The organism is Ignavibacteria bacterium (genome assembly GCA_017302895.1).
Classification (GTDB): Bacteria; Bacteroidota; Ignavibacteria; order Ignavibacteriales; family Ignavibacteriaceae; genus UTCHB3.
This window is the reverse complement of record JAFLBV010000002.1, coordinates 573,838-597,751: the sequence shown is the minus strand read 5'-3', so window position 1 is coordinate 597,751 and position 23,914 is coordinate 573,838. Positions and strand designations below refer to the sequence as shown.

At 43.0% G+C, this 23,914-nt stretch carries 15 protein-coding genes and 2 tRNA genes; 8 read left to right on the top strand and 9 right to left on the bottom strand.

Annotation, left to right across the window (positions count from 1 at the left end; all coding sequences use genetic code 11):
- The first annotated feature begins 11 nt into the window (after positions 1 to 11).
- Entirely contained in the window at positions 12 to 2,819 is a 2,808-nt protein-coding gene (uvrA, locus tag J0L60_10190) for an excinuclease ABC subunit UvrA (protein ID MBN8546485.1), read from the top strand.
- Between the two features lie 26 nt (positions 2,820 to 2,845).
- Here uvrA and J0L60_10185 read toward each other — a convergent pair whose 3' ends face one another.
- The 3 genes from J0L60_10185 to J0L60_10175 form a co-directional block, all read right to left on the bottom strand.
- The gene (locus J0L60_10185) at positions 2,846 to 3,364 is read right to left on the bottom strand and encodes a hypothetical protein (GenBank protein MBN8546484.1); all 519 of its coding nucleotides are present in this window, start codon (positions 3,362 to 3,364) and stop codon (positions 2,846 to 2,848) included.
- A 221-nt stretch (positions 3,365 to 3,585) separates the two neighbouring features.
- Positions 3,586 to 4,878, bottom strand: a complete 1,293-nt coding sequence (eno, locus tag J0L60_10180; GenBank protein ID MBN8546483.1) for a phosphopyruvate hydratase — start codon at positions 4,876 to 4,878, stop codon at positions 3,586 to 3,588.
- 28 nt (positions 4,879 to 4,906) lie between these two features.
- Positions 4,907 to 4,980, bottom strand: a tRNA-Arg gene (locus J0L60_10175).
- A gap of 202 nt (positions 4,981 to 5,182) precedes the next feature.
- Between J0L60_10175 and J0L60_10170 the strand changes: the two genes are divergently transcribed.
- Positions 5,183 to 7,531: a M28 family peptidase gene (locus J0L60_10170; protein MBN8546482.1), complete on the top strand. Its 2,349-nt coding sequence runs from the start codon at positions 5,183 to 5,185 to the stop codon at positions 7,529 to 7,531.
- A 434-nt stretch (positions 7,532 to 7,965) separates the two neighbouring features.
- On the opposite strand, the gene J0L60_10165 is transcribed toward J0L60_10170, so the two are convergent.
- The 3 genes from J0L60_10165 to J0L60_10155 form a co-directional block, all read right to left on the bottom strand.
- Positions 7,966 to 8,331 carry a response regulator gene (locus J0L60_10165; GenBank protein MBN8546481.1) on the bottom strand — a complete coding sequence of 122 codons (366 nt, stop codon included), beginning with the start codon at positions 8,329 to 8,331 and terminating at the stop codon, positions 7,966 to 7,968.
- A gap of 93 nt (positions 8,332 to 8,424) precedes the next feature.
- Complete coding sequence (locus J0L60_10160) at positions 8,425 to 9,057, bottom strand: response regulator transcription factor (protein ID MBN8546480.1); 633 nt, start codon at positions 9,055 to 9,057, stop codon at positions 8,425 to 8,427.
- 71 nt (positions 9,058 to 9,128) lie between these two features.
- Positions 9,129 to 11,144, bottom strand: a complete 2,016-nt coding sequence (locus tag J0L60_10155; protein ID MBN8546479.1) for a PAS domain-containing protein — start codon at positions 11,142 to 11,144, stop codon at positions 9,129 to 9,131.
- Between the two features lie 274 nt (positions 11,145 to 11,418).
- Between J0L60_10155 and J0L60_10150 the strand changes: the two genes are divergently transcribed.
- Positions 11,419 to 12,756, top strand: coding sequence for an MFS transporter (locus J0L60_10150; GenBank protein ID MBN8546478.1), 1,338 nt, complete (start codon positions 11,419 to 11,421; stop codon positions 12,754 to 12,756).
- A complete protein-coding gene (menC, locus tag J0L60_10145; GenBank protein ID MBN8546477.1) occupies positions 12,753 to 13,952 on the top strand; it encodes an o-succinylbenzoate synthase in 1,200 nt (399 codons plus the stop codon). Before J0L60_10150 ends, menC begins: the two co-directional genes overlap by 4 nt.
- Positions 13,953 to 14,012: 60 nt before the next feature.
- Here menC and J0L60_10140 read toward each other — a convergent pair.
- Both J0L60_10140 and J0L60_10135 read right to left on the bottom strand, forming a co-directional pair.
- Positions 14,013 to 14,085 (bottom strand) — tRNA-Thr (locus J0L60_10140).
- Between the two features lie 86 nt (positions 14,086 to 14,171).
- Positions 14,172 to 14,786, bottom strand: coding sequence for a hypothetical protein (locus tag J0L60_10135; protein ID MBN8546476.1), 615 nt, complete (start codon positions 14,784 to 14,786; stop codon positions 14,172 to 14,174).
- Between the two features lie 212 nt (positions 14,787 to 14,998).
- On the opposite strand from J0L60_10135, the gene J0L60_10130 reads away from it, so the two are divergent.
- From J0L60_10130 to J0L60_10120, 3 genes are read left to right on the top strand one after another with little or no spacing between them, the layout of a single operon-like run.
- Positions 14,999 to 18,058, top strand: a complete 3,060-nt coding sequence (locus J0L60_10130; protein MBN8546475.1) for a T9SS type A sorting domain-containing protein — start codon at positions 14,999 to 15,001, stop codon at positions 18,056 to 18,058.
- Positions 18,059 to 18,070: 12 nt separating this feature from the next.
- The gene (locus J0L60_10125; GenBank protein ID MBN8546474.1) at positions 18,071 to 18,796 is read left to right on the top strand and encodes a HAMP domain-containing histidine kinase; all 726 of its coding nucleotides are present in this window, start codon (positions 18,071 to 18,073) and stop codon (positions 18,794 to 18,796) included.
- 50 nt (positions 18,797 to 18,846) lie between these two features.
- Positions 18,847 to 19,197 carry a four helix bundle protein gene (locus tag J0L60_10120; protein ID MBN8546473.1) on the top strand — a complete coding sequence of 117 codons (351 nt, stop codon included), beginning with the start codon at positions 18,847 to 18,849 and terminating at the stop codon, positions 19,195 to 19,197.
- Positions 19,198 to 19,236: 39 nt separating this feature from the next.
- On the opposite strand, the gene J0L60_10115 is transcribed toward J0L60_10120, so the two are convergent.
- Entirely contained in the window at positions 19,237 to 20,433 is a 1,197-nt protein-coding gene (locus J0L60_10115; protein ID MBN8546472.1) for a M24 family metallopeptidase, read from the bottom strand.
- A gap of 141 nt (positions 20,434 to 20,574) precedes the next feature.
- Between J0L60_10115 and J0L60_10110 the strand changes: the two genes are divergently transcribed.
- Positions 20,575 to 23,418, top strand: coding sequence for a T9SS type A sorting domain-containing protein (locus J0L60_10110; protein ID MBN8546471.1), 2,844 nt, complete (start codon positions 20,575 to 20,577; stop codon positions 23,416 to 23,418).
- The last annotated feature ends 496 nt before the right edge of the window (positions 23,419 to 23,914 follow it).

Sequence of the window (23,914 nt, the reverse complement as noted above, 5' to 3'; positions counted from 1 at the left end):
CCGGAAAGAAATTGTTCCAAGACAAGATTATTGTAAAAGGCGCGCGCGTCCACAACCTCAAAAACATCGATGTAGAGATACCAAGAAATTCATTTACAGTAATAACGGGCCTCTCAGGTTCGGGAAAATCCTCCCTCGCTTTTGATACTATCTATGCAGAAGGTCAGCGTCGTTACATCGAATGCCTTTCCGCCTACGCCCGGCAGTTTTTGGATATGTTGGAAAAACCCGATGTGGATTTAATTGAAGGTTTGAGTCCTGCCATATCAATAGAACAGAAAGTGACCTCGGGAAACCCAAGATCTACTGTCGGAACTGTAACCGAGATATATGACTATCTTCGATTGCTTTATGCGCGACTCGGTGTCATCAATTGTTACAACTGCGGTACTCAGGTTCAGAAGCAGAACCCCGGTCAGATTCTTGAAAGAATTGGAAGGGAATATGAGGGGAAGAAAATTTCCCTCTTTGCACCGGTTATCAGGGGTAGGAAGGGGCACTACCGCGAACTATTTGAAGAAATTGCTAAGGACGGTTTTATAAAGGTGAGAGTCGACGGTGAAATAAAAGAGATTGAGAAGGGATTTCAGGTTGACAGGTACAAGATTCATAATATCGACATACTTATCGACAAATTTGTTGTGAAGCCTGAAGTTCAGTCCCGGCTTGAGTCATCAGTGGATGTTGCACTCAACTACGGAAACGGGGTAATGATGGTTGATGACGGAAAAGAAGACCATCTCTTTAGTCGTCACCTTAGCTGCCCGAATTGCGGGATAGATTATCAGGAGCTTGCCCCGAATTCATTTTCCTTCAATTCGGCATTTGGTGCCTGTCCCGAGTGCGACGGCCTTGGCGAGAAAAAAGAATTTGATTTGAATTTGATAATTCCCGACTGGAGTAAAACAATCAACCAGGAAGGAATTGCCGCCCTTGGAAAACCAAGATCAATCTACATATTCAACCAGCTCGAGACCCTGGCAAAGAAATTTGGATTTGATTTCGACACACCCCTAAAGGATATTAAAAAAGAATCGATCGACCTGATCCTGAATGGATCGACAGAAAAGTATGAATTTTTCTACAGTTATGGCGGGAAAAGGGAAGTTGCCTACAAGCACCGATTTACCGGTGTGATCGGGTATCTGCAAAATTACTTTACCTCCACCTCTTCTGCAAAAATCCGTGAATGGGTCGAATCATTCATGAATATCGGCAGATGTAAATCGTGTGAGGGAGGAAGACTAAAAAAAGAATCTCTCGCTGTCAGTTTTTCGGGAAAAAATATCAGTGAAGTGACCGCACTCTCAATTGCAGACTGCAAAAAATTCTTTGACGGAAATGTCCTTTTGGGGAGAGATGAGATTATTGCAAAACCGATTTTAAAGGAGATACGGTCGAGGCTCGAATTCCTGTTGAATGTCGGCTTGGATTATCTGACCCTGTCCCGCAGCGCCCGAACTTTGTCCGGGGGTGAATCTCAACGCATCAGACTTGCAACGCAGATAGGGACACAACTCGCGGGAGTGCTTTATGTTCTGGATGAACCCTCAATCGGCCTTCACCAGAGGGATAATATCAAGCTTATCAATTCCCTCAAAATGCTCAGGGATCTGAATAATACAATAATAGTTGTCGAACATGACAAAGAGACAATAGAGAGTTCCGATTATCTGATAGATCTCGGACCCGCAGCAGGCGAGCACGGGGGCGAAGTGGTGGCAATGGGTGAAACGGCAACATTGATGAAGAAAAATTCGATCAAAGGCTCATTGACACTCGATTATCTGCACAACAGAAGGAGTGTTGGTATTCCTGAAACCCGGCGAAAGGGAAACGGTAATTTTCTGACTGTAAAAGGCGCCAGGGGGAACAACCTTAAATCGGTCGATATTTCTATTCCACTGGGAACATTTACAGCAATTACGGGTGTCAGCGGATCGGGGAAATCAACCCTGGTTAATGAAACACTTGTAAAGATTCTGATGAAGGATGTTTACCATACAAAAGATGTACCACTACCGTATGACAGCGTGAGTGGATTGGAGCATCTTGATAAGGTAATTGAAGTGGATCAGTCACCGATCGGGCGAACACCACGATCCAATCCTGCAACCTACACGGGATTATTTACTTATATAAGAGATCTGTTCGCACAACTTCCCGAATCGAAAATGAGGGGTTATGCACCGGGAAGATTCAGCTTTAATGTTGCGGGCGGACGATGTGAAGCATGCGGTGGAGACGGACTAAAGAAGATCGAGATGAACTTCCTGCCTGATGTATATGTGAAGTGTGATGTCTGTAACGGGAGGCGATATAACAGGGAGACCCTCGAGGTGCTTTACAAAAAGAAATCGATTGATGATGTGCTCGAAATGACAGTTACCGAAGCACTCGATTTTTTTGCGGATATGCCAAGAATCAGCAGAAAAATTCAATCGATATACGATGTGGGATTGGGTTATATAAGACTTGGTCAACAAGCCACAACTCTTTCGGGCGGGGAAGCACAAAGAGTGAAACTGGCAACCGAACTGAGCAAAATCTCAACAGGCAAAACGATCTACTTTATGGATGAGCCAACAACCGGGCTCCATTTTGAGGATGTGAATGTTCTTCTGAAAGTAATAAACAAACTCGTTGACAAGGGGAACACCGTCGTAGTAGTGGAGCATAATCTTGATGTGGTGAAAGCTGCTGACATGGTGATCGATCTCGGTCCCGGAGGCGGTGAAGCGGGAGGGAGAATAGTTGCAGAGGGAACACCCGAAGAGATCGCTAAAAACAAAAAGAGCGTTACCGGGAAATTTTTATAAAAAAAGGCTGCCGAAGCAGCCTTGATCTAATTAAATTTAGTAGTTGTAGAGAACTTGTATTCCACAGTAGCAGGCCAGTTGGCAGCACCGTTTGCGATGGCCGCTGAATCGGCGGCAACGGCTGTTACCTTGAAAACAACATAACCGTCGAGTGCTTTGGCTGCCCAAATCTCACCATTCTTCAGAGGAGTTCCACAGACATTTGCTGACCATTTAGTTGTATCGATGGATGTTATTGTAGCTAGATCGCCGGGACCTATCCGGTAAATTTTATCATCTCTCGACCGGTACCAGATTCCCGTCATCCATCCACCACCACTTCCATTAGGACACCACGCGATTGTTTCACCGTCAATTTTTTCGTTCGCAAGTGGTGTTGCAGGATCTCCGACCTTACCCTCTGAAAAATCCACGCCAAAATGAGCAAGCGTCATTGTTTTCGTAGTCGGGGTTGTCGGGTTGGTTGTTGCATCATCATTTTTGCATCCGTTAAAAGCTACAAAAACGATTGTTGCAACGAATAAAAACACGATTATACTTTTCATTTTGTCTCTTGAATTAATGAAAATGCTCTGTTAAAATAACAATTTTAATTATTAAACAAAACAAAAAGTCTTTAAATATGGATTTTTAAGCAGAAAATTTTGCAAAACTGTGATTTTCGTTACAATTTTAAAGTAAAATGGTAGTGGAAGGGTTTAAAATAAGAAAGGTATGAGGTCGATGGCCATAGCCGTCAACCTTCATACCTTAAAATCAGAGGGTATTAACCTTTGTAATTCAGGGAAGCGAGACCTTTGTAAATCGCATTGGTATCGAGTTCTTCTTCAATTCTGAGAAGCTGGTTATACTTGGCAATTCTGTCAGTTCTGCAGGCTGATCCGGTTTTGATCTGACCGGCATTGGTTGCTACTGCAATGTCAGCAATCGTAACATCTTCAGTTTCACCACTTCTGTGGGAGATAACTGCAGTGTAACCGGCGTTTCTTGCCATTTCAATTGCATTCAAAGTTTCAGTAAGTGTCCCGATCTGGTTCACTTTGATAAGGATTGAATTGGCGCAACCGAGCTCAATGCCTTTCGAGAGGATGCTTGTATTGGTAACAAACAGATCATCACCAACCAACTGGATTTTTCCACCAAGACTTTGGGTGATCTTTTTCCAGCCGTCCCAGTCATCTTCAGCGAGACCGTCTTCGAGCGATACGATGGGGTACTGTTTTACCCAGTTTTCCCAGTAGGCGATCATTTCATCCGAACTGATCTCTTTTTGGGTCGATTTGAAGAATTTGTAGGTTTTTCTTTCAGGATTCCACATTTCAGTTGAAGCAGGATCGAGAGCGATGAAAATTTCTTTTCCGGGAGTATATCCGGCTTTGGTGATTGCTTCGAGGATTACTTCAATGGCTTCGTCGTTTGATTTGAGTGAGGGGGCAAAACCGCCTTCATCACCTACGGCTGTGTTGTAACCTTTTTTCTTTAGCACACTTTTCAATGTATGGAAAACTTCCACGCCATATCTCAAACCTTCTCTGAAGGTAGGTGCTCCAACCGGCATAACCATAAATTCCTGGAAGTCGACATTGTTATCAGCGTGTTTTCCACCGTTCAGGATATTCATCATCGGGGTTGGAATTACTTTTGCATTTGTTCCGCCGATGTAGCGATAGAGGGGGAGTCCGAAAGCTTCTGCTGAAGCTTTTGCAACTGCAAGCGAAATACCGAGTATGGCATTTGCGCCATATTTTGATTTGTTTGGAGTTCCATCCAGTTCGATCATATATTCATCAATACCGACCTGGTCGGTTGCGTCCCATCCGATAAGTTCTTCAGCGAGTTCATTGTTAACAAAATCAACTGCTTTTTCAACGCCTTTTCCCATGTAACGGGCAGAATCACCATCTCTGAGTTCGCAGGCTTCGTTGGAACCGGTTGAGGCACCGCTTGGAACTGCAGCTCTTCCGATTGCTCCACCTTCGAGCAGTACTTCAGCTTCGAGAGTGGGGTTACCTCTGGAATCGAGGATTTCGCGGGCAATTATATCTATTATTTCAGTCATTATTATTCTCCATTAAAGTAAGAGTGGGTGCCCCCGGGGCGACTCGAACACCCGACAAACAGTTTAGGAAACTGCTGCTCTATCCACCTGAGCTACGGGGGCATACCATTAAATTGTTCCGGAATTTTCCAAAACACATCTACAAATATATGAAATTAGATTTACCTGTAAATACCCGTTTCGTAAAACGCTTCGGAATAAAAATTTGATACAGATTTTGGGGGATAGAAATAATATTTTTCCGTATTTTAATGTTGATCAATAATTTAATTTGTTTTCAATTCCGCTTTAAATAAGGCACTAAATGCGTAAGATATACTCAATTTCGGTTTTGGCAGTTTTTGTATTCTCCACTGCCATATTTCCTCAAACGAGCGTTCAAACGATAGTAAATCAGGTAAGTCTCGATACCCTCATGAAATTCGTTAATGAGCTTTCGGGTAATGTTCCAGTCACTATCGGCGGCCAGCCATACACTATTGTATCACGGCATAAAAACAATGCAGCCAATGACAAAGCCGCGCAGTTTATTCAGGAAAAACTCCAGGGTTACGGGATAACCGCCACTCAGCAGAGCTTCAGCACAACGGGCAAGAATGTTATCGGTGTAAAAACAGGTACACAGTTCCCCAATCAAAAATATATAATTTGTGCCCACTTCGATGATATGCCTTCAGGCGCTACAGCTCCCGGCTCGGATGACAACGGAAGCGGTACCGCAGGTGTAATGGAAGCTGCCCGAATCCTGTCTCAATATCAATTTCCGTTTACTCTCGTATTTGCGTTGTGGGATGAGGAAGAACAAGGACTTATAGGATCAGCTTACTACGCCAATCAGGCTTCAACAGCGGGAGATTCGATTCTTGGAGTAATTAACATGGACATGATAGCCTTTGATGCGAATAATGACGGAAAGGCTAATCTGCATGTCAGGGCAACTGCTCAGTCGATGGACCTGTTTAACAAAATGGTGCAATTGAATTCCAGCCTCAATTTAGGGATTGTACCTGTTCAAAAAACTCCCGGTACAACAGCAAGTGATCACGCGTCATTCTGGAGCAAAGGTTACAGTGCAATGCTTTTGATCGAGGATGATGACAACGATTTTAATGCCTATTATCATACTGTGAACGATAAAGTAGCCTACTTCAATCAACCATATTTTCACAAAATGGCGAAACTTGCCATTGCTACATTTTCAAGTTTTGCACTAAATCTGAATTTGAAGATTGCACATACACCGGTAGCCTCTGCAGCCTACAGTCAGGGAATTCCTGCTGTTGCATCACTGCAAACAGGTCTGGATGTTGGAACGGGAGTTGCAGCTCCACGGCTTTATTACAGAACAGCAACGGGAAGTGGTGGCTTTTCACAATTTTCTTTCGTAACAGGATCTGCGACCAGCAGAGCCGGTGGCGATTACACATTTTATATTCCTGCTCAACAGTTGGGTACAATTGTGGAATATTACATCGCTGCACAGGATGCACCGGGTAATGTTATTGTTACTGCTCCGGCAGGTGGTTCAGGAGTAAATCCACCGGGAACCACCCCTCCGTCATCCTTTTACAGATTCTATGTGGCACAATCCGATGTAGTGATGAACGACAGTGCTAACACAACAAGCGGTTGGGTAATCTCCAATAACTGGGGACTCTCGACTGTTAAATCGGTTTCACCTCCAACATCGTTTTCTGAATCACCGTCAGGAAACTACGGTTCAAATATCACTGCAACAATGACACAAACTGCAAGCATCAGTTTGACCGGCGTGCTTGGAGCCGGATTGAGCTATTCAGCCCAGTGGGATTTGGAATCAGGTTATGATTATGTTCAGGTTCTTATCTCAACGAACAACGGTGGAGCCTGGACACCGCTCAGAGCTTCCGGGATGGTAACCGGGGCAGGAAGTTTCCAACCTGTCGGACAGCCTCTTTACAACGGAACCCGCGGGTCGTGGTTGAGTGAGTCGATTGATTTGTCATCGTATGTTGGTCAAAATGTAATGATAAGGTTCCTTTTCAGATCAGACGGGTCGTTAAATACTGATGGTTTTTATGTAGATGACATAAAGATATTCAAGTACTCGGTTGTCCCTGTTGAGTTGGTTTCATTCTCAGCCACACCAGTAAATGATGCGGTCAAGCTTGAATGGACAACAGCCACTGAAACAAACAATTATGGTTTTAATGTGGAAAGAAGGGATGCTTCGGGCAATTTCTCCACTGTCGGATTCGTTAAAGGAAATGGCAACTCGACCTCATCCCGAACATACACATTCGCAGACGAAAATCTTCATGCAGGAACTTACGCCTACAGGTTGAAGCAGATCGATCTCGACGGTACCGCAACAATTTTTAATGCTGTTGAAGTTGAGGTTTCGCCGGTTTTTGATTACGGACTTGAGCAGAACTATCCAAATCCTTTCAATCCTGTATCAAAAATGCAGTTTTCATTGGCAGAAGCCGGAAGTGTTGTTATCGATCTTTTTGACATCCAAGGCAATAAAGTTCGAACTCTCGTTAATGAGTCGCTGCCCACCGGCAAGCATTTCTGCTTGATCAGCGGAGAGAATCTCTCATCAGGAACTTACATGGTCAGGATGACTTCTGGCAGGTTTTCTGCTGTGAGGAAGATAATTCTTCTTAAATAGTTATTCTCTTTAAAATGAGAAAGGCTGCTCGTGGATCGGGCAGCCTTTTATGTATCGGGGAGATACAAACCATTATCTGGATCTCATCATCATCAATTACTTAGTACCAAAGAGTTATAAAATAGTAATTGTAACTCTCGGTTTCGTTTCCGCTGTTGTTCACAGAGGCGGAAGAATAAAAAATCAGATAAATTTTAAATCTCATTGGAAAAATTTCAAATATTGAAGAATATCTTTATAACATCCAGAAAATCTGAAAATCCTGCAAGACCTGAAATTTATCTGATTATAACATGCAAAATCCTCGACGGTTGTCTTTTCCTTTAACACCTTAAAACTGAAAAAGACAAGTAAAATATAATTTACATTAGAAAAATAGCTAATGCCTGAAACTGTAAATATAGAAAATAGTTGATTTTAGAGTCGAATTAATTCTACAACGATCTGAACCCGTTTTGTACCAGTCTCATCAGCATGTCAAATTCCTCTGTCTTATCAAAAAAGTAGGAAGCTCCCAGTGAAAGAGCTTTCTCTTTAAATTTTGAATTGCTAAAGTTTGAGAGAAATATGACCACCGGGGAAGGAGATAGAACTTTGATTCGTTCCATAATGTCAAATCCGCTCCCGTCAGGCAGTTTTATGTCGACAATGACGACATCGTGTACTTTTCGTTCAATTTTTTGGATTGCTTCGGTGCAGGTAGATGCCTGATGGATGATAAAATCAGGAGTTTTCTGTTGTATCATTCGAACAATATTGTGTCTTACACTGTCGGCATCGTCAATAATCAATATATCCATTACGACTTCTAAAAAATGATGTCCGAAAGATAAGTTGGATTAAGAGGTGACTATATAGGAAAAGGCGGATAGTTATTGTCGTAAAATTACGACCTAATCAATAAGATGGTTCTCCAGGACATACAGAATGAGTTCAGCGTTGTTTGTAAGTTTCAACTTTTCAAGAATCCTTCCTCTGTATGTACCAACCGTACTTACGCTGATAGACAATTCATTGCCAATATCAGTAAGGGATTTTCCCTGCGCAATGAACCTCAGTATCTCAAATTCCCTGTCGGAAAGAACTTCGTGAGGCAGTTTTTTCTTGTCGATATCCAACCCCCCGGCAAGAGTCTCAGCGAGACTTTCACTTAAATATCTTCTACCGGATGCTATTTTTTTAATGGCGAGAATAATGTCGTCACCTGCACTTTCCTTTGTGAGGTAACCATAGGCACCGGCTTTTAGAGACCTGATGGCAAAGCGGTCTTCCGGATGCATGCTCAGAATAAGAACCCTTGCGGAGGGGTCGATAGCACGCACTTCCTTGAGGATTTCCAATCCACTCTTTTTAGGGAGTGTAATATCGAGTACCAGAATATCGTATTCCTTCTCTCTAGTGGCTCTGAGAATCTCAACCGGATCATCAGATTCACCTGTTACCCGTATGTCGGGCTCGATATTAATTATTCGCTTCAGACCTTCACGAATGAGTATATGGTCATCGGCGAGGAATATTTTAATCATTTAACATTTCAATTAAAAAAAGATAACCTGACTGAATAATAATCATTTTTTTACTGTGAAGCAAGAAAAGATTAATAATTTTTTAGTTCTACACTGATTGATATTGTGGTGCCCTTGTTTTCAGCCGATTCGATACCAAGCTCAGCGTTTATCAGTTTAGCCCTTTCTCTCATTCCGAGCAAACCAAAAGTTGAGACACCTTTGAGATCATTGACGAAAAACCCTTTTCCGTCATCGGTGATGGTCACGACAAGTTTATCGTTTTGTTTTTCAATTTTAATTGCAGCATTTTTTGCCCCTGAATGTCTGTTTATATTGGTACATGCCTCCTGCACAATTCTGAAGAGTGATGTGGCAGTTGTTTTGTCAAGGTCAAGATGTTCAACATTTGAAGAGAATTTGTAATCGATCAGGTTTTTAGCCGGAGATTCCTCTACGAGCCATTCAATGGCAGCTACAAATCCAAGATGATCCAGCACTTCTGGTCTCAGTTCGGTAATTATGCGTCTGATTCTTTTTACAGTGGCATCAATCTGCTTACCCATGGTATTAATTTCTTCAAGCAGGAATTCACCTTGGTCTCCCTGATTGCCCGCTTTGATGGCATTCTTCATCATGGCGAGGTTCATTTTAAGAGAGGTGAGTACCTGTCCAAGTTCATCATGAATTTCCCTGGCGATTGACTCTCTGTCGTTTTCTGCGACGACCTGCATGTGGAGAGTAAGTCCCTCAAGCTGCCTGTAGGTTTCTTTGAGCTGTTCTTTCAGTTTTATTTCACCCGTAATATCAGAGAAAAAGACCGCAAAACCACCCGTAACGGGGAAAAGTTTGTTCTGAAAATAGATATCCCAGGCAGGGTAGTAATCGATGCTTGTATAAGGTTTTCCTGTTTTTTTTACTTCTGCAAAACTGTAGTAGAAACCTGAGTTTCTCAGATCGGGAAGTACATCGAGAGCTGATTTACCGATAATCTCACTTTTAGTTTTTCCAATGACCGAGATGGCTTTGGAATTAACCGCCAGGAATTTCAAGTCAGAATCGAAAACTACAAATCCGTCTGACATGCCTTCCCTGATACTTTCGAGAAATGCTCTGGATTCGGCAATTTTTTGAGAGTAAGACACTTCCTGCCGTTTGATTACAAGAGAGATTGCCAGAGCAGAGAGGATAATAGTAATGACGATGATAATAGTGAGGAGCAAAAAAATCGGCTTCAGAGGTTGTTCGAGTTGATCACCACTCACTCCGCAATAGACAAATATGTCGAGATTTGAAAGTTTTTTCAGGTAACCAAGTGTGTAGAGGTCATTAAAACCACTCACCTGAATTCTGCCACTTTTACCGGCATTTCCGGCTTCAAATATTTCATCCGGAAAGTTTTTTTCTGATTCACCGGAATTAACCGTGGTTATTTGAGATGAATCGAGCAGGGAGTAAATCTTTCCGTCGTTAAAATAAAACAGCTTCATCTGGTATGGGTCATTATCCGGCGTAACACTTTCAAATATCAATTTTGCATCGATTCTTATATCGATTTTTTGGAAGACATATCCTGTTTTAATATTTGCAGGACTGAAAACCGGAGTCAGAAAGGTTAAATAGGGGATTGAGTCGGATAAACCCCTGGTCGAGATGATTGCTATTCTGCCGGTATCTGCAGCGTTAAATTCAGTTGCCGGGTTAACCGGTTGAATCGAATCACCGGTCCGAACAAGAAAATTACCTTTCAGGTCAATCAGCGAGATTGTAGAATAGTTGTGATTAGCCCTCAGTTGTTCGAACAGTTCGGTTATTCTATGCCGGCCTTCAGCATCAATCATGAACGAGTTATTAGTGATTGATTCGGTAAGGACCGAGTTGGTTGCGAGATATTTCCCTTCAGCTTTTCTTTCACCAATCCAGTTCGACACTCTTTCTGATTTTTGACCTGCAATGGCTTTCACTTCAGCAAATTTTTCTGTCATCAGGTTTTGTTTTGTTTGACTGTAATAGTAAAAACTTGTGATGGTCACAATTATGATGAGAAGAACGAATATTATGGTAACCGTATGATAGTTTTTACCGGTTTCGATTTCTTGATCGATCATTTTGGTCTCGTTCTGATGAAGTGGATAGCTAAGTCAGGATAAAGGATTATATCATGATGCAAACTAACATTTTGTTCCAGAATTACAAAGAAAAAGAACCAATTTGAACACAAATCGACAATTAATCGGAAAAATTAATTCCTTCTGTTGACTATATCGGCCTCATTTATTAAGTTGAATTCAGGATTTTCTCAATGCCGAAAAGAGGTTTACCGCTCTGAAGCCAAAACATATTCTGATAATAATTGCCACCGGAATCACCTCCTTCCTGTCAATGTATCTTCTTGCGTCTGTAAACCTTGCGCTGAAAGTGATAGGTGAGGAGTTTGTGGTGAATCCAGCGGACCTGGGTTTAATAAATTCGGTTTATCTCCTTCTTTCGAGCATTTGTATCGTTCCTTTGGGGAAGGTTTCCGATATTCTTGGACCGAAGAAAACGCTCCTTTTTGGTGCTTCATTTTTCATAATTTCCAACCTGCTTGTTATATTTTTTGCCAACAGTTTCCTCTCACTTCTGATTTTTAGAACGATTCAGGGAATTGCCGCTTCGTCCCTCGTTGTTTCAAACACGCCAATAATTACTACAACAATTCCGGCGAAATACCGAACAACGGCGCTCGGAATATTATCGGGGCTTGTTTATTCGGGCACGACTGCGGGAAATTTTATCGGCGGATTCCTGACTCAGTCTTTCGGATGGAGAAGTATATTCATATCGGCAGCGATTGCCGGAGGAATTGCGTTGCTGATTATTAAATTTGTTGTACCCGATCGAGAAGTTGACAATGAGGCTTCAAGGAAATTTGATCTTCCGGGCATCGTTTTTTATGCGTTGGCATTGATTTTCCTTCAGGGAAGCGCCAACAGACTAAATGAACCCCTGGGGTGGATTTTGTTTGCCGGATTCGCTGCAGGGCTCGTCGCATTTATTTATTCCCAGTACAGAAGTTCTGAGCCAATCTATGATATAAAACTGTTCAGATCGAATTCCGTATACGCGGTTACCAATATTTCAGTATTTATTACATTTTTAACAACTTACGCCTCGCAGTACCTGCTCGGATTATATCTTCAGTGCAACCGTGAGATGTCGCCCGTAAAGTCAGGTATAGTAATACTTATACAACCCGTACTTCAACTTTTGGTATCACCCCTTGCGGGCTTTGTAGCTGACAAAACATCACCCGGTAAAGTCTCGGCCGCCGGGATGGGATTGATAGCTCTTTCGCTTGTTATTCTTGCAAATCTCGGAGAGGCCACTCCGATGTATCTCATCTATTTTGCAATGATTTTGACGGGATCAGGAATCGCACTCTTCTCAGCGCCAAACACTTCAATTATGCTCGGTTCAGTTCCCGAAAGCAGACAGGGGAGTGCCGTTGCATCAAATTATGTTATGCTTAGTGTCGGGATGCAAACAGGCATTATCATCTGCGGACTTGCTTTTCTCTTCCTTGTCGGAAAAGAAGCAAAAATTCAAAAAGAAAACTTTGATGAAATGTTGATCGCTACTCAGATCAGCTACTGGTTTTTCGCAATCATGGCTACTGCGGGTTTTGCCATGCTAATCAATCCCAAACATTTAAGAAAAATTCCGGACTTAAGAAAATGAATGCTTCACAAGAACTCTCGTACCTCAATGTGTTTGAAAACCGGGTTCCATTTTATATCGAACAAATAAAAATTCATACACGGAGATTCGATTTAAGTTTTCCTTTTGAAACCTCATTTGCAAGGTTTGATTCACTCATCAGGCTTTTCCCGGAAATAACATTCAGAACTGAATCGGGAGACCTTGTAACCGGTACAGGAGAATGTTCACCTCTAAGTGCCCCATGGTACGATTACGAATGCCACAGGAGTGTCGGGATTGCTCTGAATTATATCACCTCGGCTCTCACGGGGAAACCCGTTGAAGAGATTGATGGACTACCCGTGAAGGGTTTGCCACCGTTTACCGAAATAATTTCATTTCTGGACCGTTTCAAGTGGATTGTAGGGCACAACATGGCAAAGGCAGGTGTCGAGGGTGCCTATTGGGATGCCGTCGCTCAAATTCAGAAGTGTCCTGTCTCCAAACTGTGGGGTGGAACGAGGAAAAGAGTTCCGGCGGGTACAAGTGTGGGTCTGGAACCAACTATTGAATCATTTATCCGAAAAATCGATATTGCGATTGGTGAGTTAAATGTATCGAGGGTTAAAGTAAAGGTTAAACCGGGGAAGGATGTCACATATATTGAGGCAATCAGGAAAAAATATCCCGACATCAAACTTCAGGTGGATGCAAATGCCTGTTACGACCTGTTTAACCCGGAGCATGTGGCCGTACTTAAGGAGTTTGACAACTATAACCTTTTAATGATTGAACAACCGGGAAAAAATGATGATATTCTCGATCATTCGAGACAGTTATCATCCCTCAGAACACCCATCTGCCTCGATGAGAGCATCCTGAATGTGATGCATACCAGGCAAGCCATTGAACTGTGGCGACAAAATTCTGATACGAGCAAATTGATAATCAATATCAAGCCCCCGAGGGTGGGTGGCTATCTTGAATCGATCAGAATAGCAAAAATGTGTCATGAAAGCGGTGTATCGGTCTGGTGTGGAGGTATGTATGAAACTGCTCTTGGAAAAACTTCAAACATTCACTTTTGTTCAAGGGAAGAGGTTAATCTGCCCGGAGATCATATCTCGCAGGCACCATATTTCAAAGTAAATGTAGCCGATTCACCTGAGTATAAAGACGGGGAGATTACGGTCCCTGATGGAATCGGGTGGGGATTGAAGAATTTTGGTTTATAGAAAACGGTCACTCTTTAAAATAAAAAAACCGGCTCTGAAAAGAACCGGTTCAAACTATTGAGCTGGTGAAGGGATTTGAACCCCCGACCGGCTGATTACAAATCAGCTGCTCTACCAGCTGAGCTACACCAGCAATCAATAAAATTTAGATCACAAATATAGGGGTTTTCTGAATATTACGCAATATGCTGATCAAAAAAAAATATGTTTTCGTTAAAATTATTTGGAAAAAGTGGCATCAACTATTCTAATTTCATCAGGATAGGTGATGTCGCCGAGCACTGTGGAAACGACAGGTCGTGCATATAAAGAGACATTACTCGATCCTGAGCCGACTCCGCTTACCTGAAGTGCCAGATTGAGCAAACTCTCATAACCCTGGTCTTTAATCACTTTAGCGAGATCGATGGTCAGGTCTATTGGCAGATGCTCGGTTTCACCTGTTCCGGGTATACTTACGGGATTTTTGATATTGCCTGTCACGAGATCCCTGTTGTCCACGACCAAACGAAACGGAAGTGACTTCAGTTGTGCATCAGTTCTTGCATAGCCACCACTTCCCGTATTTGGATTAACCGCAGCAAGATCGAGAGTAAAGGTGAGGGGGAGTGATCCTTTAAAGAATGATTCAGTAACTTTTGCAATTTCGAAGACATTCAGATCTGAAAGTGATTTTTTACCGGTCAGTGAAACTCCTGCCACAGAAATCGAAGTAACGCCGTGAAGTTTGAATTGCAGTCTGGAAAGATTTACAAAGCTTTGGATTATATTGCAACCGGCAAACACAAGAGTGAATCCGATTACAAGGGTGAGGTAAAGTTTTTTTGTATTCATTTAATCTCCGCAGTTTAATAAAATTCATTTATCTGATTTTCAATTTATGAAAATTTTATCATAAATGTACTCCCAAAGGCATTTGCCCCAAAACTGCTCTGAAAATAATCTTTAATAATTTCCTCAAATTATTTAAATTCCTGATTGTTATTTTAATTTTGGTAAAACCATTCACTAACCGGAAAAATTCGGATCGCTTCATGGCTAATCGTATGAAATTATGCGCTGTTTTGGCATTTATATTGGTGACAAGTCTAACTGCACAGGATAAAAGTGCTCTTCTTACCACCCCAAAATCTGATGTGTTTATGCAGGGATTTTACTGGAACTCTCCTCCGGGTGGAATCTGGTGGGATTCACTCGCAATTCTCTCCACCAGACTCGCATCTGCCGGTTTCAGTGCAATCTGGTTCCCGTCATCCTCAAAAGGGGCAGGCGGAGGGATGTCGATGGGATACGATCCTTATGACCATTATGATTTTGGAGATTACAATCAGAAAGGGAGCCTCGAAACCAGATTTGGCAGTAAAGCCGAACTTAAGAATGCGATCAACGCATTTCATAGCGTTGGGATGCAGGTTTTTGCTGATGCGGTCGTCAGGCACATGATGGGTGGCGAGCAGAAGATTCCTTATGAGTGCCGCCCGTTGAACAACGGTAATTACATCGTTCCCGACTCTGCCTATATGCTGTTTCAGTACCCGTCTGGTCCCGGCAGATTCAAAAAGACCGCAGCATCATTCTACCCGAATTCGCAGAATTGCTGGGTTGATCCGTTGTTTGTGCAGACAGATCCCATCTTCCGTTTTGGAGAATGGCTTGACCACAACAAGCAGAGCGTTAAAGACAGTCTGATTGCGTGGGGAAGATACCTTCGGCAGGAACTCGGCTATGACGGTTTCCGACTCGATGCGGTAAAATCGATTAACCCTGCATTTATGGCACAATGGTTGAATGGATCAAATCCCGGTGGCTATGCCGTAGCAGAGCTTTGGGGCAGCACTTCCGAGATAGGTAACTGGCTGCAGGTCGCTAAATATCAGAACGGCGCAAATGTGTCGATGTTCGATTTTCCTTTGAGGTACAACCTTCGAGACATGTGCAACACCACAAACGGTGGATTTAATATGAACAACCTCGATGGGGCGGGTCTTATTAATTCCGGATTTTCAGGCTTTGATGTATCGACATTTCTCGAGAATCATGATTTTGACAGGAAAGGCTGGGACGGCCAGATCGACAACGGTCATGATCCTGTAATTTACGACAAAGCACTCGGTTATGCATACATTCTTTTCTCTGAGGGAAGACCTTCCGTATTTTTTAAAGATTATATTGACTACGGAGTTGGTGGGAAGATAGACACTCTAATCTGGATCAGACAGAATTTCCTCGGCGGCGGAACCACAAAGAGATCAGCATTGAACGCTTACTATATCAGACAGGATGGAAACACAAACCAGGGCGAACTATCCAATGACATCTATGTAGCGAAAAGAAACGGTTACGGAAATCAGCCCGGCGGTTACATCGTGATGAATGACAACCCGACTCAATGGATCGATGTGTGGGTTGATACCGACAAACCTGTCGGAACCTGGTACAAAGATTATACAGGCAGAGATGCGAACAAACAGGTTGTTGCCGGAATTGGTGGCAATCCGCCAAACAGAATAAAACTCTGGGCACCACCGAGAAGTTATACAATTTATATACCCGACACTACCAAAAGACTGAACAATCCGCCGGCACTTCTGCCGGTAGCCGATCAGACGGCCTATACCAATTCATTGTTTACTTATCAGGTGAAAGCATCTGATGCCAATGACACTGCGCTTGTGTACAGTTTGCAGGGCAATCCCGGTTGGCTGACCGTCAGCAACAAAGGACTTCTTACCGGCACACCTGTATTTGCCGATACGGGAAGAACGAATATTATTGTTACTGTTTCCGATCCAAGAGGCGCATCAGAGAAAGATACTTTTGCGGTTACAGTTTATAAAAATCTGCCTCCCGCGATAGCTGCAATTCCAGATACAGCAATAAAAGCGACTGTAAGATATGAGTATCAGCCGACAGCTTCAGACCCTGATTCAGACAGTCTGAGATTCTTTTTTGCGCAGGCGCCAAATTTCCTGAATGTAGATCAGATTACAGGAAAAATTGTCGGCACTCCTTCGCTTTCTGATACGGGTTACTACGCAATACAGCTTAAAGTAACTGATGGAAAAGGTGCTTTTGGCTCGGCAAACTATAATCTTCGGGTTAAAGCCAATCTCGACACGGTAATTGCTACTTATGGCAAACCTGTTATAGACGGAAATATTATCAAAGGAACTTCAGACTGGCGACCGGAGTGGCTCATTGTTGCAGATTCCGATACCGACAGCTATTGGAGACCCGTTGACACTTTAAATAATGAATTGCTCGGTATCTTCACCACCTGGGATGCAGATTCGCTTTACATCGGCATTGATTATAAATTGAACGATACTTACAACACCATGATGGTATATATCGATGCTGGAATACCGGGCGGAGAGACCAATTTCAACGGCCAGCAGGGATATTATGGAGACTATGCCAAGAATTTCAGGTTCCGGCCTGCAGATGCTATCGATTTCTTCATCCCGGCTTACAATCAAACTGCTCCGGGGATCTATAAAATTGTCGACAGCACAAGTTCAAACATGACTAACAAGATAAACGGCAGGCGGGGACAAAATGCCTTTGGTGCCGAAGTGGCGGTCGCGTGGAATGATCTCTACGGTCTCGGTGTGGGTCTTATCCCACCGGGTGTTAAACTGAAATTTGTTGCACTCATAGCGGGTGGGCTCAACTATGGTGCCGGTGATTCAGCTCCCGATAATCCCGATGTAAACGGAAATGCCGGACCTGACTCATTGATAAATCTTGCTCTTGCGGAACCCGACAGGAATAATGACGGAATACCCGACCCGACACTTTTTATCTCAGATATCAAGGAAATTCCAGGAGAGACACTTCCTAAAGAATTTTCGCTTGCTCAGAATTATCCGAATCCTTTTAATCCATCGACCAGGATACAATTTTCGCTTCCGGAAAGAAGTGTTGTTCAGTTAAGGATTTACGATGTTTTGGGAAGGGAACTAATCACACTTCTGGATGAGGAAAGAGCCGCAGGAACCTGGGCGGTCAATGCAGATATGTCGCAGTTTTCAAGTGGTATTTATTTCTATCAACTCGTAACACCGAAATTTTCAGAAGTCCGTAAAATGATGCTCGTCAAGTAAAAGGCACCAAGAGTGAAAGAAGAGAAGGCACAACCCAAGTCTGACAAGTCTGCCGATCTGATAAACGATTTCCTTTCCAGGATTTCGCATGAGATTCGTACTCCTGTAAATGCGCTGCAACAGGCGGCAAAACAACTGGAGCATGATCTTAGTTTCTTTAACAACCGTGATATCTCAAGGCTTACTACCATCATGGTTGAGGACAGCGAAAGACTGGGAAGGACCATCGATCTTCTAGTCAATACTTCATTGGTAAGAACCGGAAATTACAAACCAAAATTCGAAAAATTCGATCTCTTCCATGAAGTACTCGCCAAAATAGTCTCTGATTACAAACCAAAAGCGGAGGCTAAAGGGCTGCGGTTTATTATCAATTCCACAACCCTCAACTGTGAAGTGAGAGCTGACAGGTATTCTGTCACTCAGATTTTCTCAAATATTATCGATAACGCCATCAACTACACCGAGAAGGGTGTTATTGAAATAGATATCCACAGAAACTCCGACCAGTCTTTATCAGTCTCCATCATAGATACCGGGATAGGTATGAATCCCGAATATCTCGAGGAGATATTCACTCCATTTTCTCAGGAGTCGAACGGTTACTCCCGTAATTTTGACGGGATGGGGCTCGGTTTACTCCTGGTCAAAGGTTTCTGCGACCTCAACAAAATCGATCTAAGCATTCAATCCCAAAAAGAAGCGGGAACGGTGGTGAGCCTGAAGTTTGAAGGCTGAGGGCAGAAGGCTGAAGGCAGAAAATGGAATTCTAAAAGGCTATCTGAGAAATGAAAAATCGAATACTTGAGGAGAAAAGTTTTTGTGCTGCAAAAGCAGTTGTAAAATTTTCCAAAGTACTTTTCAGTCGAAATGAGTATGATCTTGGCAGACAGTTACTCCGATCGGGTACAAGCGTTGGGGCAAATATCCGGGAAGCTTCCCGTGCGGAATCGGATCTTGATTTTATCCACAAACTTGCAGTTGCTCAAAAAGAATGCGAGGAGACTCTCTATTGGTTAGAACTACTCCTCGCAACCGAAATAATACTTAAGGATGAATTTGACTATTTATTCCCTCTTTACGATGAAGTAATGAGGTTATTGGTTTATTCTATTATGAAAGTTAAAAACAAAACATAAAAACTTCGTTCACGGTTTTCAGCCTTCAGCCTTCTCTATTCAGCCTTTTAAAATTGGAACAATTTTGAATTGTCTCGGTCCACCTGTTTGCTCGACTTTGCCGTCGGGGTGGATGTAGACATCTATTTCGGAGCGGACGCCGAAATCACCTTTGAGATAGATGCCGGGTTCGATCGAAAATGATGTGCCCGGAAGGATTATTCGCATATCCTTTGTCTCAAAGTTGTCATTGTGAGGACCGGTACCGTGAAGGTTGGTAGTTATTGAATGTCCCGTTCTATGGACAAAATATTCACCGTAACCGGCGTCTTCGATCACTTTACGGGAGGCTGCATCCACTTCCCAGCCGCGGACGGTTTCACCTTTGGCGAATCTTTCTGTAACAAGATTCAATGCAGCTTCACGGGCATCTTTTACTGTTTCGAAAATTTTTACATATCGTTCAGGAACTTCGGTACCGACATACCCTGTCCAGGTAATATCTGCCCAGACACCGTTGTCTTTCTTTGGTTTTGCCCAGAGGTCGATGAGGACAAAATCATCTTTTTTAATCTTTTCCCATACTTCAGGGGTGGGGGAGTAATGCGGATTCGCACCATTTCCATTCACACCAACGATAACTTCATGATCGGTCTCAAATCCTCTTTTTTCGATTTCGTCCATGATGAGTTTTTGAACTTCATACTCAGTGGTTTCGCCTGTTGTCTCAATTTTCTCTTTGATAAATTTCCAGCATAGTTTTACTATGTCGGTAAGTGCGTGCGCAACAGGGATGTTATCCTCATACTGCTCCTTTGTCCAGACTGCGGTGAATTCAGTCAGGAGGTCGCCGCTCGAGACGATTTCGATGCCGAAGGTTTTCAGGAACTCATAAGTGCCCGCATCCAGTTTGGAGAGATAGGGGATTGCATTCATTGGTGAATATTCCATGGCAACTTTTTTCACACCTTTTAGAATCTCACCGATGATGCTGTTCAGTGATTCATAACTGCTGTAAGGGTGCATCCTGCCGGGAAGATGAGCGAGATTGTGAAGTTCGATAGCCATTGCGACTTTTTGTGGTTCACCTTCCGCAGGAACGAAATAGAAAAACCTTCTAGTAAGATGAGCTTTGGCAGGGATCTCGAGTACGCTGAGAGCGAGATCGTTTGAGCCTCTGAAATCGTAAAAAAGCCAGCCGTCGAGGTTGTTTTTCTTAATAAGTTGTTGCAGTTTGTCAATTTTGTGTTGATCCATGTTGTATCCCGGTTAATGATCGTTGTTGGTCGTTTTGATTCTAAAGTCAGTTAAAATTAATCAAAATTATATAGACTAAAATAGTTAAATTTAAATTTACTCTTTCCCCCAATTTCAATTACATTTAATCATCGAGGTAATATGAGGAAGTTTCTCCTCTCTCTGCTGTTTTGTGCATTTATCACCGTTTTTCCTCAAACCGCACAGGGTCCCGCTCCCGGTTCATACGCAAGCGGTGTGTATGTAAGCACCAATTCATTTACGAACCAGCCGGTGGTTCGTTCACCCAAATTTGAAACCGTTCGCAACAAGATCAGATACAAAGGTGAACCATGGTCGATTATTACAGATGCAAAGCTTCCCGGGGAGAAGGAAATTTACAGAGAAGGGGGAAATCCAACCGAGGCGGGGGGTGTAGCCCTACTTAAGAGTTTTGAAGGAAATACTGAGTCGAATTCAATCCCTCCAGATCCGCATGTGGCTGTTGGACCTGATCATATCGTTGGAACCGTCAATTCCGATTTTGGAATATGGGACAAAAATGGCAACCTGCTGAAAAGAATAAGTGCCAATTCATGGTTTTCTGCATTTTTAGTTGATCCGTTCGATCCGAAAGTGGTTTACGATCATTTTGCTCAGAGGTGGGTGATGGTTTGGCTCGATCAAAAGGATTCACCACCCTCAGGTTCAATACTTATATCTGTTTCTGACGATTCAAACCCTCTCGGGACATGGAGAAACTGGATTGTACCATCGAATATGAACGGCAGTACTTCCGCATATAACTGGGGTGATTACCAGGGAGTGGGATACGATGCCGGGAATTTTTACATTACCTCAAATCAGTTTAATTTTGGCGGATATTTTGATTATGCCAAGATCAGAGTGATCAAGAAAGATCAGATTTACAACAACCCCACCGATACCTGCAAGTGGTACGATTTCTGGGATGTAAGATATCCCGGCAGCAGTCAGAGGGTATTCAACATTCGTCCTGTAATCCATTTCAATGATGTCGACACTGCATATCTCGTACATGTGCCTTATTATTCATCAAACGCCTATGCTCTTTATAAAATTACTTACGATGGCCAGGGTGTTCCTTCTCTAACATCAAGTGTCGTTCCCGTAACTGCATTCAGTGATCCACCGCAGGCATCGCAACCGGGCGGGGCTCTGCTCGAATCGAGCGGACCGGAACTGACTAACGAACCCGTTTACAGAGACGGTTTTATCTGGTTGACGCATTCCACACGCAACCCTTCAAGCGGAGCATTTTCTGCTGTCAGGGTTTGTAAATTTAATCCCTCCACTTCCACACCTGTAGAACAACTGACTTTCGGGACGGCTGGTACATGGTATTTTTATCCTGCCATTATGGCCGACAAGAGCGGAAATATCGTTTTTACGGTAAGCAGATCCAGTCAGTCGGAGTATGTAAGTGCATATTATGTCGGGAAACAATCGGGCTCCAATTCCTTTACTGAAGCATATCGCCTCCGGGCAGGAACAGGTCAGTATCAGAAGGATTACGGCAGCGGACGGAACAGGTGGGGCGATTACCTCGGCATGTCGCTGGACCCTTCGGGAGAAACCTTTTGGATGATGAGTGAATATGTGGCTGCTCCTCATTCCTGGAGTAACAGAATCGGGGAAGTGCGTATGATGCCGGTGCCCGGTGCGTCACTTCTCACAGATAAACAGACGCTCAATTTTGCCACAATGGAGAGAGCAATGCAGAAGGATACACTTACTGTACAACTCTCCAATCTCGGCACACAACCACTCGTGATTACGGGAATCAACAAATCTAATTCCAATTTTACCCTGCTTGGTCCTGTTACATACCCGGTAAGCATTGCATCTTTCGACAGTCTTGAAATAAAAGTCGTCTGTGATCCTCAGGTTGCGGGAATACTTAAAGACACCCTTGTATTCATTGATAATGATCCTGCTGATAACAGAATTCCACTTGTGGTTGAGTCTTATGATCTGAATCCTGCACAACAGCAGAAGGTTTTTGTTGTCACCAATTCAACCAACAGCGGGAACACTTTTACGGTTAATAAAGCAACAGGAGAGTCAACCCTTCTCGGTCCGGCCGGGGCCAATTCCTTTACGGCTGTATCAGCTCATCCAAAAACGGGTGTTATTTACGGGTTCATGCCATCAGGTACAAAGACAGTTCTCCACAAAATGGATGCAAATTCGGGGAAGCTATACCCAAAAGTCACGATTGATCTTTCTGAAGTTTTCAGTTGTGCTTTTGATACATCGGGGAATCTCTATCTTCTTTCGAAGCGGAATCTTCTATACAGGTACGATGAACCACAAAACAGTGCTGTAAGGGTTGATTCAATAAAAACACCTCTGAATGCGATTGCTTTTGATCCTTTGACAAACCGGCTTTTTGCTGCAATTTACAAACCATTGGGTGCCGGAAAAGACCTGATTGTAAAGGTAAACCTCGGAACGGGTGATACTGTTAAGGTTGGATTTATCGGACCAAACAAGCTAGTTCGCGACATCTTTTTCGACGAGACAGGTAATCTATTCGGGTTTACTGGTCTCCTCTCCGAAACCGCAAACCTCTATGCAATCAGCAAACAAACCGGAACAGGTACTCTGGTCGGTTCAACCGGACTTGTCGGAATCGTCTCTTCTGCCTATTACCCCGGAGTTATTAATTCCATCGGAAATGACGGACTGAATAAGCTAATCACTGACTACAAATTGTTTGACAATTACCCGAATCCTTTCAATCCAAACACTGTAATTCGTTTCAGCATCCCTTCAGCGGGAAGTGTAACCCTCAACATCTACAATATCCTCGGCGAAAAAGTTGCAGAACTCGTGAACGGATACATGGCACAAGGCGACCACAAAGTGGAATTTGATGCCTCGGGTTTGAACAGCGGTGTCTATTTCTACGAAATGAAAGCCGGTGAATTCAGGATGATGAAAAAGATGATCCTGATGAAATAGGTATTAGGTATTAGGTATTAGGTATTATCTATGAACTATGAGCTGGGATTTTGGCCCCGGAGGGGTCATGTATGGGTAGAGATGGTTACACGGATTTAACACGGATTTCACGGATGGGAGATTTTGGCCCCGGAAGGGGTCATGTATGGGTAGAAATGGTTACACGGATTTCACCGATTTAGCACGGATATCACGGATGGAAGATTTTGGCGCCGTTGGGGTCATGTAAGGGTAGAGTACCCAAAACCTTAAACATCGGAAAAGGAGCGACAATCGTCTCGATTGTCCTACCGACCAATTTCGGAATCAGCGAAAAAAAATAATACCTAATCCCTAATTCCTACAAAAGAGCCCTTGTGGCGACATATAGGTAGATCCTGGTTTATACACCGACTACCGAAATTTATACAAAATAATTTTGTATTTCTACCAAATAAATTTTGTATACTACTAATAAAATGTGTATCTTTACTTAGTGCTTTTTCCCAAACACGAC